This window comes from Seramator thermalis (assembly GCF_004138125.1).
Lineage (GTDB): Bacteria > Bacteroidota > Bacteroidia > Bacteroidales > Dysgonomonadaceae > Seramator > Seramator thermalis.
This window is the reverse complement of the sequence record NZ_RXHS01000019.1, coordinates 1-15419: the sequence shown is the minus strand read 5'-3', so window position 1 is coordinate 15419 and position 15419 is coordinate 1. Positions and strand designations below refer to the sequence as shown.

General features: G+C 43.3%; 9 protein-coding genes and 1 tRNA gene. 4 read left to right on the top strand and 6 right to left on the bottom strand.

Features of this window, described 5'->3' with window-relative positions; all coding sequences use genetic code 11:
- Positions 1–76: 76 nt before the first annotated feature.
- On the bottom strand, positions 77–718 hold the full coding sequence (locus EJN84_RS11235) for a DUF4294 domain-containing protein (protein ID WP_101487926.1): 642 nt from the start codon (positions 716–718) through the stop codon (positions 77–79).
- 248 nt (positions 719–966) lie between these two features.
- Between EJN84_RS11235 and EJN84_RS11230 the strand changes: the two genes are divergently transcribed.
- From EJN84_RS11230 to EJN84_RS11215, 4 genes are all read left to right on the top strand, one after another.
- Complete coding sequence (locus EJN84_RS11230) at positions 967–2772, top strand: AMP-dependent synthetase/ligase (RefSeq protein ID WP_129595511.1); 1806 nt, start codon at positions 967–969, stop codon at positions 2770–2772.
- A gap of 116 nt (positions 2773–2888) precedes the next feature.
- Positions 2889–5642 (top strand): leucine--tRNA ligase, encoded by a 2754-nt coding sequence (gene leuS, locus EJN84_RS11225; protein WP_129595510.1) that lies wholly within the window; start codon positions 2889–2891, stop codon positions 5640–5642.
- A gap of 25 nt (positions 5643–5667) precedes the next feature.
- The gene (locus EJN84_RS11220; protein ID WP_129595509.1) at positions 5668–6537 is read left to right on the top strand and encodes a YitT family protein; all 870 of its coding nucleotides are present in this window, start codon (positions 5668–5670) and stop codon (positions 6535–6537) included.
- 67 nt (positions 6538–6604) lie between these two features.
- Positions 6605–9199, top strand: coding sequence for a glycosyl hydrolase 2 galactose-binding domain-containing protein (locus EJN84_RS11215; RefSeq protein WP_165004299.1), 2595 nt, complete (start codon positions 6605–6607; stop codon positions 9197–9199).
- Between the two features lie 74 nt (positions 9200–9273).
- On the opposite strand, the gene EJN84_RS11210 is transcribed toward EJN84_RS11215, so the two are convergent.
- The 5 genes from EJN84_RS11210 to EJN84_RS11190 form a co-directional block, all read right to left on the bottom strand.
- Complete coding sequence (locus tag EJN84_RS11210; protein WP_129595507.1) at positions 9274–10026, bottom strand: tRNA threonylcarbamoyladenosine dehydratase; 753 nt, start codon at positions 10024–10026, stop codon at positions 9274–9276.
- Positions 10027–10123: 97 nt separating this feature from the next.
- On the bottom strand, positions 10124–10702 hold the full coding sequence (gene rbr, locus EJN84_RS11205) for a rubrerythrin (RefSeq protein ID WP_129595506.1): 579 nt from the start codon (positions 10700–10702) through the stop codon (positions 10124–10126).
- Positions 10703–10825: 123 nt separating this feature from the next.
- Complete coding sequence (locus EJN84_RS11200; protein WP_129595505.1) at positions 10826–12700, bottom strand: ABC-F family ATP-binding cassette domain-containing protein; 1875 nt, start codon at positions 12698–12700, stop codon at positions 10826–10828.
- A gap of 108 nt (positions 12701–12808) precedes the next feature.
- The gene (locus EJN84_RS11195) at positions 12809–14944 is read right to left on the bottom strand and encodes a helix-hairpin-helix domain-containing protein (RefSeq protein WP_129595504.1); all 2136 of its coding nucleotides are present in this window, start codon (positions 14942–14944) and stop codon (positions 12809–12811) included.
- 103 nt (positions 14945–15047) lie between these two features.
- Positions 15048–15121 (bottom strand) — tRNA-Arg (locus EJN84_RS11190).
- Positions 15122–15419: the final 298 nt, after the last annotated feature.

Sequence of the window (15419 nt, the reverse complement as noted above, 5' to 3'; positions counted from 1 at the left end):
CCGATAGCGTTTGAATTCAAAGCAGAGATAACAAAAGGTTGGTCAAAATTGTGGCCTATAAAAAAAGAGCGATTGATTAAATCGCTCCCTGTTCCACCAGAACGCATGCGCGTTCCGTAAGTCGATCTTCTCCGAAGGGATCGTATCTTGCTTTCAGACTATTGCCGAATATATTGGCAAATAAGTTATACGACCATGCTTTGAAACTTCCCATGAAAGCATCGATAATGCCGTATGACGATGTATTTGTTTCGCGGTCAACTAATTTGATTAATAATTGCCCTTGCGAACGTGTTAGTTTACTCATCTTTGGTTTGTAAGCATCGTATAGGTATTTCTCCATCGCTTCCAGATGTTTTTGACGAGCCTTGTCGTTGGGAAGTGTTTCCATGTATTCGTACGTTTCGATAATGATGTTTGATATTTCCTTAGCATAAGGCAATGTCTTTTTTACATCGCGAATGAGTTTGTTGTATTGAACTACTTCTTTCTGAGAGCGGAATCGAACCGGCGAATATTTGATGAAATCGAAAAGTTGCATACATGCCACTGTGTCTCCATCTATCAATACGGCCGGATAGACATTCGGCATGAGATAAACTTTGGAGCGAGTTTTTGTATCCCCCTCAGTATTTGATGCATAATAATACTGTGCCATCGACTTTAGAGGCAAAAGCATCACCAAGAGCAATATCAATATGTAACCTTTACTTTTCATAAGCGATACAAAGATATAGTCAAAGATCCGTACGATGAACAGGTTGCAAGTTAAGTGTAGTTAATTAAACTCCGAGTTTAGAGCTTGTTAAGTAAATTATTTGCAAAAGCATGTCGTAATTGCAACTCGTTATATAACGTAAATCTTTATTTTTGATTCTTACATCGAAATATTTTCGCTTTTCCATCCTGATCATAGCTAAAAGTTCAAGATTAATTCTATCTTTGAATTCGTAAACAGTTATTGCAATGGAAATTCATCATTTGGGAGAAATCGTCTTCAAACAAGCATCGAAATATAAAAACCGTACCGAAATTAAATATCAGTCTGAGGAAGGCAAATGGCGAAACATGTCGTGGTCGGAGCTTGCCGACAAAGTTTTGAAAGCTGCACGAGCTATGGCAGAATTAGGTATTCTTCCGGGCGACAACATCGGCATTTATTCGCAGAATATGGAAAAATATCTAATCGCCGATTTTGCCGCATTTGCCAATCGGGCCGTGATGGTGCCGATTTACGCCACTGCTTCGCCATCGCAAGTGGATTATATAACCAATGATGCCGGGATAAAACTTCTTTTCGTGGGTGAACAATTTCAATACAACAATGCTTACAAAGTGCAACGCGACGCCGGGATGATAGAGCGTCTTATTGTTTTCGATCGCGAGGTGGTTTTGCATCCGGAAGATAAAACGTCTGTTTATTTCGACGTTTTCGTGGCGGCAGGCGAAACTTCGGAATCTGAAGCAATGGTGAATGTTCGCCTCAAGCAGCTAAAAAACGCCGATTTGGCCACTATCATTTACACATCAGGCACTACCGGTGAACCTAAAGGTGTAATGCTGACACACGAAAATTACTTACAAGCTTTCAACATTCACGAAATGCGACTCACGGAATATTCCGACAGGGATGTTTCGATGTGTTTTTTGCCCCTCACCCATATTTTCGAAAAAGCATGGACGTATCTGTGCATAGAAAAGGGAATTGCAATCGCAATCAACAAAGATCCTTCAAAGATTCAGGAAAATCTTTGTCAGGTTCGTCCTACACTGATGTGCAGCGTCCCTCGCTTTTGGGAAAAAGTGTACGAAGGCGTGCAAGATCAGATTGAATCTTATCCGGGAATTATGAAATGGTTGCTCAAGGATGCCGTAAAAACCGGACGAAAGCATAACCTCGAATATCGGAACAAAGGGAAAAAAGCTCCGATAGGAAATTCGCTGAAATTTTTCCTGTATAAAAATACTGTTTTCTTCATTATCAAACGAATTGTTGGAATCGATCGCGGGAATTTTTTTCCCGTTGCCGGAGCTCCTTTGTCCGATATGATCAACGAATTTATGCAATCCATCGATGTACATTTGATTTATGGATACGGGCTATCGGAAACTACGGCGACAGTGAGTTGCTTCCCGCATATAGGGTTCACGATCGGTACCGTCGGGAAAGTAATGCCGGAAGTGGACGTGAAAATAGGGGAAAACAACGAAATCCTGGTAAAAGGCAAAACCGTGATGAAAGGTTATTACAACAAACCGGATGAAACCAAGGCCGTTTTCACCGACGACGGTTATTTCAAAACAGGCGATGCCGGTTATCTGACCGAGAACAATGAGATTGTCCTTACCGATCGAATCAAGGATTTGTACAAAACATCCAATGGTAAATACATTGCTCCGCAAATGATCGAAACACGGATAGGCGAGGACAAATATATCGATCAGATAGCCGTCATCGGCAATGAGCGGAAGTTTGTGAGCGCTCTCATCGTTCCCAACTTTGAAGCGCTTCGCGAATATGCCGACAAACAGGGCATTCCTTATACTTCCGACGAAGATCTGGTTGCCAATCCCGACATCGAATCGTTTATCTATGAACGGGTGGAAATGAAACAAGCCGACTTTACGTCGTATGAAAAAATAAAACGCTTTACACTTTTAGCACAACCTTTCACGATAGAATCAGGCGAATTGACCAATACCCTCAAACTGCGACGAAAAGTCATCCTCGAAAACCGAGCCGATATTATCGAAAAAATGTATCAAAACTGAGATTTGCAACATACTTTCAAACTGAATTTTCATCCCTCGTAAAAGCCTGATTTTTACTTCTCGAACTTAAGAAGTTTTACTACCTTTGCAGCTGTTTAAAAAAAAACTGTATAGCAATGGAATACAATTTCGGAGAAATAGAAAAACGATGGCAACAATATTGGATCGAACATCAGACCTATAAAGTAACGGAAGACCCTTCAAAACCAAAATATTATGTGCTCGACATGTTTCCCTACCCTTCCGGAGCGGGTTTGCATGTGGGACATCCACTCGGATATATAGCCTCGGATATTTTTTCACGCTACAAACGCTTACAGGGATTCAACGTGCTTCATCCCATGGGATACGATGCCTTTGGACTTCCTGCCGAACAGTATGCCATCCAGACCGGCCAACATCCGGCCATTACTACACAAAAAAATATTGCCCGCTATCGCGAACAGTTGGACAAAATCGGATTTTCTTTCGATTGGAGTCGCGAGATACAAACCTGCGATCCCAAATACTACAAATGGACACAGTGGGCATTCATCCGAATGTTTCATTCGTATTATGATAATCAACTTAAAAAAGCCCGCCCGATAAGCGAATTGGTGGAACAGTTTTCGCGACAGGGAACATCCGGATTGAACGTAGCTTGCACCGAGCCGCTGGAGTTTACGGCCGAAGAATGGAATTCGAAATCGGAAAAAGAACAACAGCAAATTCTAATGAATTACCGAATAGCTTATCTCGGCGACACGATGGTAAACTGGTGTCCTCAGTTGGGAACGGTGCTTGCCAACGACGAAGTGAGCGAAGGAGTTTCGATACGTGGCGGCTATCCGGTGGAACAAAAGAAAATGCGTCAGTGGTGCTTACGCGTTTCGGCTTATGCACAACGCCTGCTCGACGGACTTGAAACGATCGAATGGACCGATTCGCTGAAAGATACTCAACGCAATTGGATCGGCAGAAGCGAGGGTGCCATCATCCGCTTTAACACTTCGAACGGTTCATCTTTCGATATTTTCACGACACGTGCCGATACCATTTTCGGGGTCACATTCATGGTGCTTGCGCCCGAAAGCGAGCTGGTGGGACAACTTACCACCGATGAGTATCGCGAAGCCGTTCAGGCTTATATCGAGAAAACAAAAAAGAAAACCGAACGCGAACGCATTGCCGACAAGTCGGTGAGTGGAGTTTTTTCGGGTGCCTATGCCATTCACCCCTTTACGGGCGAAAAACTTCCGATTTGGATTTCGGATTACGTACTCGCCGGTTATGGAACAGGCGCCATCATGGCCGTTCCGGCACACGACAGTCGCGACTACGCTTTTGCCAAACATTTCGATTTGCCAATCGTTCCCCTTATCGAAGGATGCGACGTATCGGAAGAGAGTTTTGATGCCAAGGAGGGCATCATGACAAATTCCGGCTTTTTGAACGGACTAACCGTGGAAGAAGCCATTCCGAGAGCGATCGACGAAATACAAAATCGTGGGTTGGGATATCGCAAAGTTAACTATCGCCTGCGCGATGCCATTTTCTCGCGTCAGCGATATTGGGGCGAACCCTTTCCGATATATTACAAGGATGGCATGCCTTACACCCTCGACGAGGGTGAGCTGCCTCTCGAATTGCCTGAAGTGGACAAGTTCCTGCCTACCGAAACGGGCGAACCCCCCCTTGGCCGTGCCAAAAATTGGAAGACCAAAGACGGTTATCCGCTGGAATTGAACACGATGCCGGGATTTGCCGGATCTTCGGCCTACTATCTCCGCTATATGGATCCGCACAACGACGAAGCACTGGTTTCGAAAAACGCCGACGAATATTGGCGCAATGTCGATCTCTACGTAGGAGGCACCGAACATGCTACGGGACATTTGATTTACAGCCGCTTTTGGGACAAATTCCTTTTCGATTTGGGCGTTTCCTGCGAGGAAGAACCATTCAAAAAACTCGTCAATCAGGGAATGATTCAGGGACGAAGCAATTTCGTCTATCGCGTCAAGGGAACCAATACATTTGTTTCGTTCAACCTGAAAGATAAATACGATGTTACTCCCATTCACGTAGATGTGAACATAGTACATAACGATGTACTTGACATTGAAGCTTTTCGCAATTGGAATCCCGAATATAAAACGGCCGAATTTATTCTCGAAGACGGCAAATATATTTGCGGATGGGCGGTAGAAAAAATGTCGAAGTCGATGTTCAATGTGGTCAATCCCGACGATATTGTCGAAAGTTACGGAGCCGACACCTTACGATTATACGAAATGTTTCTCGGGCCATTGGAGCAATCCAAGCCGTGGGATACGAACGGCATCGACGGCGTTTACCGATTCCTTCGCCGGTTCTGGAATCTCTTTTTTGAAGGAAACAAACTCGCTCTGCAGGATTCAGAACCGACACGCGACGAATTAAAATCGATCCATAAACTCATCAAAAAGGTTACATCGGACATCGAAACATTTTCATTCAATACGGCTGTTTCAGCCTTCATGATTTGCGCCAACGAACTTTCGTCGCTCAAATGTCGAAACCGTTCCGTACTAACCGATTTTGTGATTTGCCTCTCACCTTTCGCTCCCCACATTTCGGAGGAATTGTGGCATTTAATGGGCAACGAAACCTCGGTGTGCGATGCTGTTTGGCCTTCGTTTGACGAATCGTATCTGAAGGAGGACGTATTCACTTATTCGATTTCGTTCAATGGGAAATCACGATTCACCCTCGATTTTCAGGCTGACGCCACACGAGAGCAAATCGAAGCGGCTGTTCTTGCTCATCCCAATTCACAGAAATGGCTCGAAGGAAAATCGCCCAAGAAAATTATTATTGTTCCCAAAAAAATTGTAAATGTGGTGATATAAGAATAATTTACAACATTTTGCAATAATGGCCAAAGAAACGAATTACCTTAAATCCTTCTATTGGAAAGATTACGTTACGATTACCGTCGGATTGACTATTTTCGCCGTAGGATTCAACGGGTTTATCATTCCCAATCAGATTGTTGCCGGTGGACTGGGAGGCGTGAGCGTATTGCTGAAAGCCGCTTTCGGGATACCGGTATCCATTACCTATCTGGTAGTGAACACTATTTTAATGATTCTTGCATGGTTCATCTTGGGCAAAAACTATGTAGTTAAATCGCTTTACGGTGTGGCAGGGATCACCGTTTTGATGGGAGTAGCCGAACAACTGATAACAGGGCCTATTATTCATGCCGATCCGCTAATGGCAAGCATTGTTGGAGCTTTTTGTTGTGGCATCGGCCTTGGCCTCGTATACTCGATGAATGCAAGTACCGGCGGAACCGATATCATTGGGGCCATCATAACCAAATATAAATATATCAGCATGGGACGCGGACTGCTGTATATCGATTTTTTTATCGTTTGCAGCTCATTTCTGTTGTTTCACAGCATCGAAAAAATCATTTACGGACTTGTAGTCATTTCCGTCATGTACTATACCGCCGATATGGTGATAAACGGGGCGAGACAATCGGTTCAATTTATCATTTTCTCACAGAAATTCGACGAAATCGCTTCGCACATCAATACAGAGCTTCATCGAGGCTGTACCGTGCTCGACGGGATGGGATGGTATTCGAAACAACCGCAAAAGGTACTTATCGTGCTTGCCCGCAAAACAGAAGCTAATTCAATTTTCCGGCTGGTGAAGCGCATCGACGAAAATGCTTTCATCTCGCAAAGCAATGTAGTCGGCGTTTATGGCAAAGGATTTGACCAGATAAAATAATAATTATCGCTTGTTACATACAAATATTTCGATGTATCTATTTACAGAATCTCATAAAACAGTACCGATGAAAAAATATGCTATTCTTTTCGTTTTATTTCTGTTCCTTTCGTATTCAATTCGCGGACAACAAACCGAAATAATGCTCAACTCGGGTTGGAAAGCCCAAATGGCCTCCAAAGTCCAACCTGACGGAGCAATCCTTACCGATTCCGCCTTCACTCCCGAAGGATGGCTCGAAGCCATAGTGCCCGGGACGATTCTCACGACGTTGCTTCACAACAAATTGATACCCGATCCATTTTTCGGACTGAACAACAAGCAAATCCCGGATGTACATGATGTAGGACGCGACGAATATACCTACTGGTTTTTCAAGGAACTCGAATTGCCCGAAATGCAAAACGACTCGCAAGTGTGGCTCAAATTCAGGGGGCTCAATTATTTCGCCGAAATCTTTTTGAACGGCCATCGCGTCAACACCCAAACGCACGAAGGCATGTATTTGCGTGAAAAATACAATATCACACCTTTTATAAAAAAAGGACACCTTAACAAGCTTGCCATATGGGTTGCGCCACCTGATCCGGTGGGTGACGCCACACGCGGACAAGGTGGAGATGGTACAATTGCCCGAAACGTTACCATGCAGTTTACTGCAGGTTGGGATTGGATTTGCCCAATACCCGATCGGAATACGGGAATTTGGGATCAGGCTTCTGTGGAAATTACCGGACCGGTGGATCTTCAAAATCCGTATATCGAAACCTCTGTCCCGGGCATAAGAGTTCCGGGCGGACAACAGTCGCCTGCTTTTGTGAAAGCTTCTATCGAAGTGAAAAACACATCGAAAGAAATCGTTCGGGGAAAATTAGTTGTCGAATTCGACGGAAAAACTTACGACAGCGACGTAACAATCAATCCGTTGGAAATGCGATTGATAGCTATACCCGAAATAACGGTGAACAATCCTCAACTCTGGTGGCCGAACGGAATGGGCAAACAACCCCTCTATCCTATTTCTTTTTCTTTCGTAACAAACGGTAGAACGAGTGATTCGGAAAACGCCAAAATCGGCATTCGTGAGACCGGCAATTATTTTGATACGAATATTAAGGCACAGGTTTTCACGGTCAACGGTCAGAAAGTATTTATTAAAGGTGGAAACTGGATTGCTTCAGATGCTTTGCTCCGATTGTCGAAAGAACGATATGAAGCCGAGATCCGTCTTCATGCCGGAATGAACATGAATATGATTCGCGTGTGGGGAGGTGGACTGACCGAACGTCCGGAATTCTACGAAGCCTGCGACAAATACGGAATTTTGGTTTGGCAAGACCTTTGGATAACGGGCGATTGTAACGGCGAATGGAAAGATCCTACCAAACGTGATTCACAGGCACGTCGAAAAGCTTATCCGGACAATCATTCCCTATTTCTCGAATCGGTATCGGATCAGGTGAAAATGTTGCGAAACCACCCCAGCCTCTATCTCTGGTGTGGCGGCAACGAAACCTATCCTCCAAAAGATATTCTCGAAGCCTTGCAAAACGACATCTTACCCAAATACGACCCAAAAAGATTTTTTCTCGATAAATCTACTTCGCCTCATCTTTCCACAAACTCGATCGGCGGAGTTGGCGATGGTCCTTACGGAATTCGTGAACCCGAAGAAATTTTCAAAACCCGTTCGTTTCCTTTCAATCCCGAGACAGGATCAATCGGGATTCCAAATTATGAAGGTTTAAAAAAGATTATCCCCGCAAACGAGATGATTCCACCTATCGATTCGGCTCTCACAGCCACTTGGGATTATCATAAATATCTGCCTTTACGCAATTTTCCCGACAGATACGGTAAAGTAAAAAACATTCGGGATTTTTGTTTCAAAACGCAGATAGTTCAATATGAACAGTATAGGGCCTTGCAGGAAGCCTTTAATTACAAAATGTGGAATTGGTATTCGGGGATGCTTGTTTGGAAAAATCAAAACCCATGGACAGCCTTGCGTGGTTCGTTTTACGATTATTATCTCGATTGCAATGGCGGTTACTTCGGTTACAAACATGCTGCTGCACCGATACATATTCAATTGAATCTGAACGATTCGTCGATATGCGTGCTCAATCAAACGGCAATGGATGTGTTCAGAGCAAAGGCAACCGTGGAATTATTCGACCTGCACGGACGATTGCTTTCTCGAGATAAACACACCGTGAACATTACTTCCGGAAAAGTTGACAACATCGATCAGCTGAAACTTCCCATTTCGAAAAATATCTATTTCCTCCGATTGCGATTGGAGAAAGACGGCTCACCTATCGATGAAAATTTCTACTGGTTGACTAATACTCCTCGTTCATACGAAAAACTGAATGAGCTGAAAAATACGCACCTGTCCCTCAAAATCGATCGAAAGGCCAATGAGACTCGACATATCATTGTTTCAAATCCCGGCAGAGAAACGGCTTTCTTTATTCGTCTGAAAGTGTTGGACGAAAATAACGAGTTGTTTCTTCCGGCTTATTTTTCCGAAAATTATTTCACTCTTCTTCCCGGTGAAAAAAGAATGATTGAATTGGATGTGGACAAGTCGAAATCGAAGAATTGTAAATTGGCAGTCGAAGGCTGGAATGTATCGGAACAATCGGTAAAATTGTAGGTGATTCCGTGAACGATTAGTAGCCCAGCATAATAATTATTAAGGTCTGACTTCTTCCCTCAGGAGGATGTATTTTAACCATTCCTCGCCATTACATCCTGCACCACCAATCCCGAAAGGGTGAAGCCGAAAATGGCGGTAATATGAACCAATGTACCGTTGACAGTAGGTTTGTAGAAACTGCCACCTTCTCCAGCATTTTCTTTGACACTGTTTCCCCCACGATTTTCGGCAATCTCGTCACTATACACGCAAAGGATTTTTTTGTGAAGCATTTCTTCGCCTTTTCGTATTTTTTGTCTTAAAGCTGCCGCCAACGGACATCCTTTCACTTTCCAAAACTCGGCAACTCGAATGCGTTGTGGATCGGTTTTCAATGCAGCACCCATCGACGAAAAAACCGTTGCCTCAGTCTTGGAAGCTTTGGTCAAAAGATGCGCCTTATGTTGAAGCGAATCGATGGCATCGACGATATAATCGTATTCGCCGAGATGAAAGGACGAAGACGTTTCGCTGCTATAAATTTGAGGAATAGTAATGATTTCGGCTTCGGGATTGATTTCGAGAAAACGTTCCTTCAGCACGTCCACTTTCAGTTGTCCGATGGTCCGGGTAGTTGCCGGCAATTGTCGATTGATATTTGCCGGTGCAACACGGTCGGAATCGACAAGGGTAAGATGCGAAAATCCACTTCTGATCAATCCTTCGGCGCACCAACTTCCGACACCGCCTACACCAAAAAGAATTACCTTTTTCGATTGCAATGCGCGAAAGCATTCTTCACCCACCAGCAACTCAACGCGTGCAAAAATATCTTCTGTAGTCATTCGCCGTAAATTTAAAAAGCTAAAGATATGAATTTTAGGGAACTAAAAACGCACCTCCTGTTGAGAGATGCGTTTTTGGACAATTTGTCTTCACCGGTTAAAAATAAGTGTCGTTTTTTGGTTGGAAATAGGCTTGCGGATGCAAACATGTCGGGCAAGTTTTCGGAGCGGTTTTGCCCACATAAATATATCCGCAATGACGGCATTGCCACTCGATTTCGGTGTCGCGTGTGAAAACGGTTCCGTTTTTCACGCGATCGAGCAATTTAAGATACCGCTCTTCGTGCGTGCTTTCGGCTTTGGCAATCATACGATACATTGTCGCAATTTCTTTGAATCCTTCCTGTTCGGCTACATCTGCAAAGTGAGGATAAAGTTCCGTCCATTCTTCTTTTTCGCCGGCAGCGGCTTCCGCCAAGTTTTCGAGCGTTGAGCCAATAACGCCGGCAGGATAGGATGCCGTGATTTCAACCATTCCTCCCTCCAGATAACGAAACATTCTTTTTGCGTGCGTCATTTCCTGATCGGCTGTTTCGAGAAAAATTGCTGCAATTTGTTCGTATCCGTCTTTTTGAGCCTGTTTTGCGAAAAATGTGTAGCGCATACGGGCCTGAGATTCTCCTGCAAACGATTTCAAGAGATTCTTTTCTGTTTGTGTTCCTTTAATACTATTCATGTCTTTTGATTATTTAAAGAGTTGATTAGATACTGTGATTGACAAAAATAACGAAAAGAAGTGAAGTTTGACGCAGAGAGAAACAATAAACCGGTTATTTATATGTTTTCTAAATAAACTGAATTACTCAAACTCGCTCAATTCCAACCAACGGGTAGTTTTTTCGTCTATCAAACGAATAAGTTCCGAGATGCGGTTAGAAGCCTGAATCAACAGATCCGACGAAAGTTGGCCTGAAGATAAATCCGAGGTGAGTTGAGCTTTTTCGAGTTCGAGCGACTCAATTTCTTGTTCGAGCTGCTCAAATTCGCGTTTTTCCTTGAAAGTAAGTTTGGTTTTGATGACCGGTGCTTTTCTGTTTTCGCTTTGTTTTTCAGAATTTTCGGACGTTTTGGCCTCCAATTCAGATTTAGACTGAAGGCTCTTCCATGTGCGATATTGGGAATAATTTCCAGGGAAATCCTGAATCTCGGCATTGCCGTGAAAAATGAGCAAATGATCTACCACTTTGTCCATGAAATAACGATCGTGCGAAATCACGATGAGACAACCCTTGAACGAATGCAAATAATCTTCGAGAATGGTTAAGGTTACAATATCCAAATCGTTTGTTGGTTCGTCCAGCACCAGGAAATTGGGATTTTTGATCAGCACTGTGCAGAGATGAAGGCGACGTTTTTCTCCCCCACTCAATTTATAAACATAATTGTGCTGTTTGTCGGGCGTAAACAGAAAATGCTGCAGAAATTGCGATGCGGTCAGTCGGTTGCCATTACCCAAGTCGATGACTTCGGCAATATCCTGCACCACATCGATCACCTTCATCTGTTCGTCGAACTGTAATCCTTCCTGACTGTAGTATCCGAAATTAACAGTTTCCCCGATGTCGAAACTTCCACTATCGGGCTTTTCCAACCCAAGAAGCATCTTCACAAAAGTACTTTTACCGGTGCCGTTGTTACCCACGATTCCCATCTTTTCGTATCGCGAAAAAATGTAATTAAAATCGTGTGTGATGGCAACATCACCAAAGTCCTTCGTAACATGTTTTGCTTCGAAAATTTTGTTGCCGATATACGAACCTTTCGTTGCAAGGCGGATAGATTCATCTTTTCGACGATTTTGAGCCTTTTCCTCCAATTCGTGGAAAGCATCGATGCGGTATTTGGCTTTGGTGCCGCGCGCCTGCGGCTGGCGTCTGATCCAGTCGAGCTCCTTACGCATCAAATTGTTGGCCCGATCTGCTTCGGCAGTTTGTGCTGACAATCGTTCATCGCGTTTTTCCAGATAATAGGCATAATTGCCTTTGTAAGAAAATATTTGTTGTTGATCGATTTCCAATATCTGCGAGCATACCCGATCGAGAAAATACCGATCGTGGGTAACCATCAACAAACTAAGTGAACTGCGTGAGAGATAATCCTCAAGCCATTCCACCATTTCAAGGTCGAGATGATTGGTAGGCTCGTCGAGAATGATGAGATCTGGTTCCGAAATCAGCACATTTGCCAATGCAACCCGTTTGATTTGTCCTCCCGACAATTCTCCCACCTTTTGATCCACACGCGTTATTTTCAACTGCGAGAGCACCTGTTTGATTCGCTGCTCATGATCCCAGGCCTTCAACAAATCCATTTGCGCGAGCACCTCATCGAGCTGTTCGTGATTGTCTGAAGCAATAATTTGTTCGTAGCGTGCGATAATCAGAGCCGTTTCGTTGCCGCTTGCAAAGCAGGCTTGCAAAACCGTGAGTTGAGGATCGAAGCCTGGCGACTGTTCGAGATACGCTACCCTGACGTCATTTTTAAAAGTTACACTACCGCTGTCGAAAGGCTCTCTTCCCGCAATGATGTTGAGGAGCGTTGTTTTTCCGGCACCATTAGGAGCAATCAAGCCGATTTTGTCGCCTTCGGCTATACCGAAGGTAATGTCGCGAAACAACACTCTTTCTCCGAAACTTTTACTGAGGCTGTCGATTTGCAGAATGGAAGTTGGCATGAACGAATCTCTATTTTCGACAAAATTACACAAAAAATTGCGAAGCTGAAGATGTTGTCTTCAATTTGGGAGTTAGGAAATCGGAAGAAAAGTAGGGAGAGTTCGATTTCAAAATTGCCATTTCAGATAAGTAAAAATATCGGTGCGATGATTTCCGTCGATTTGTTCCGTACTCGAGCCAATCACATCGCGATCGAAATATCGGGAATATCCCGCCTTGATGGCGAGTGTCAGATTAGCTATCAGCCGATATTTAGCCGACAGCGCCAATCGGATTCCGTTGCCATAGAACGATGGCATGTAAAACGTGTTTAACAGATTTCGTTCGTAGGAATAAACGCGCGAATTGTAACTGTCGGTATCGAAGTATCCGGCATAAAAATCGCTTTGCCACCTCTTTGAACTCTTATATCCGACATTTTGAGAAATCATCCATCCTCTCTCACGCGGGAAATATTGCACCTGATACATCACACCATCGACATTGGTTCGGAAATTCCAGCCGTCGTTGAGTGTCAGGGAATATCGCATCCTCAGTTTGTGGGTTACATAAGGCAAAACCCAAGTCGAATTTTCATCGGGATAGGTTGTATTTTTTTCGTTTTGTTTGAGTTTATAGCGGAGCTCGAATTGCGAATTACGTGAAAACGAATACTCGGCATCCGCATACAAATCGATAGCACGTGAAGGTTCATCCACATTGTATCGGAGATAAGGATAACGAATGAAATCGATGTAGGTTTGAACGTTTAGTTTTGATATCGGATAAATCGTGGCGCCCAAATAAAGTCCCTGTTCGTTTTGAATGCTGCTTTCGGAAAATGCCTGTCCGTAAAGCGCCTGATAGGATTTGGAATAGTTGCGATACGAAAGCGAAACAGTTCCCAATCGGGGTGAATTTGGCAGATACTGCAACGAATTGAGCGTTGCGACAGCGCCATTTTGCGAAAAAGCGGTTTCGCCTCCAAAAACGAATCGAGAAAACCGGTAGGAATAATCGATACTGAAGTTACTGTTTTCACGTCCACGAAAATAATACTGATTGTAATCGCGAGGTGTGGGATTGTAATTTCGATTGAATCGATAATAAATGCCACTTGCTCCTACCTGAAAATGCTCTGTCCGATAATTCACGTTGGCTCCCATCACCTCTTCGTGTGTATTGTTGCGCTTGGCGGTATCCAACGGAACGCGATGATATCCGTCGGTTTTCGGCGAAGTTATCTCTCCATCAGAAGAGATGTTGGCTTCGATATATTGATTTGAATAGAAAGTGGTAATCGTCGTGTTTCGGATTTCGACGGCTGTAGCTGCTCCGCGAAAATATCCGCTTTCGGCAGTCGAAAAATGCCGCTTTGGTTCCATCGTTCGTGCGATAAGGTTGCCCGACGTCCACGATTTGGGTGTAGAAAAATTGTTGTTCAAAATAAGCCCTTGTCCGAAACTCATCCGATAGTCGCCGAGAGCGAGTGTTTTAACAATAACCATATCTCGCAACACAAAGTGAAATCCATAGTGATCGTATCCTTTTCTGTTATCGGCTTTGAAAAATGGTTCGCCGGCATCTTTTTCGGCAACAAGGCCGGTTTGAATCTTATCGCGATAGGAAAACGAATATTTGAGCGAAGTGTAGAAATCCTCGCCCAGATACTTTCGGTTTGGATACCTGGCGAGAATACTATCCGAGAAATCTCCGTAACCGGCTCGTTCTTCGAGCGTTTTATCGAACCGAAACTGAACTTCGGTTTTACCGTTTTTTATCATTTTGTCTATCGACGGCGACTTTTGTGCCAAAGTTTCGCCTACATAGAAAAACGGCAATATAAGTTGAATGGTGTTGTAATCGAGACGAGGAACATTTCGCAATTCGTAAACAGAATATAATGGGCGATTCTTTTCAAGGAAATCGGCCAATGAAGTTGCCTGTTCGAATGATAAAAGCGGAAATCGTTCGAGTTGCTCTCGCGATACTGTATTCAGGTTAATCGGATTGTTCTCGAGAGTTGAAAGCTCCTCATACATATTGTCTATAGCTGATTCGTCCAACTCTTCATCTTCCGCAAGCTGAGCCAATTTCTCCCTCCAGGTGTCTTGCTGGGCATATATAGATGGCAAGTTCAATAAAAAAGTAGCTATGAGCGACAAAGTTATTGCTATTAAATGAATCCTATTTTTTATGGATGAATTACTTAGATTGATCTCACGTGTATCGGGTAAATTTTTTTCTGCAAATGTGGGGAACATTTTTTGCTATTGAAATAATTTAAAAAAACATTGTGTGATAATTGTGTGAGAAAATAAAAAAGCACCTATCAAAAATATATTGATAACTGCCTTAAAATAAATGTGATCCGGTTGGGATTCGAACCCAAGACCCACAGCTTAGAAGGCTGTTGCTCTATCCAGCTGAGCTACCGGACCATCCTTAATGTTTGAAGTTGCAAAATTAAGGCAATTCTCAGAATAAAAAAAATTTGTCGTCGTCTATTTAACGAAAAAAGCGGCGTTGGATAGCCGCTTTTTTTGATTTATTCTAATTATTCAATAGTTCGGTAAATATTCAATTAACTAATTAATATTCAATGTTTTATGTAACAAAGTTTAACATAGAAAATAAGGTTAAGTAGCTGATTATCAGTATCTTTATAGTAATTCCAAACACTGTAAAGATGGACAAAACCAGCATACTTAACCAATATAGGGATATCTGTAGTGACGT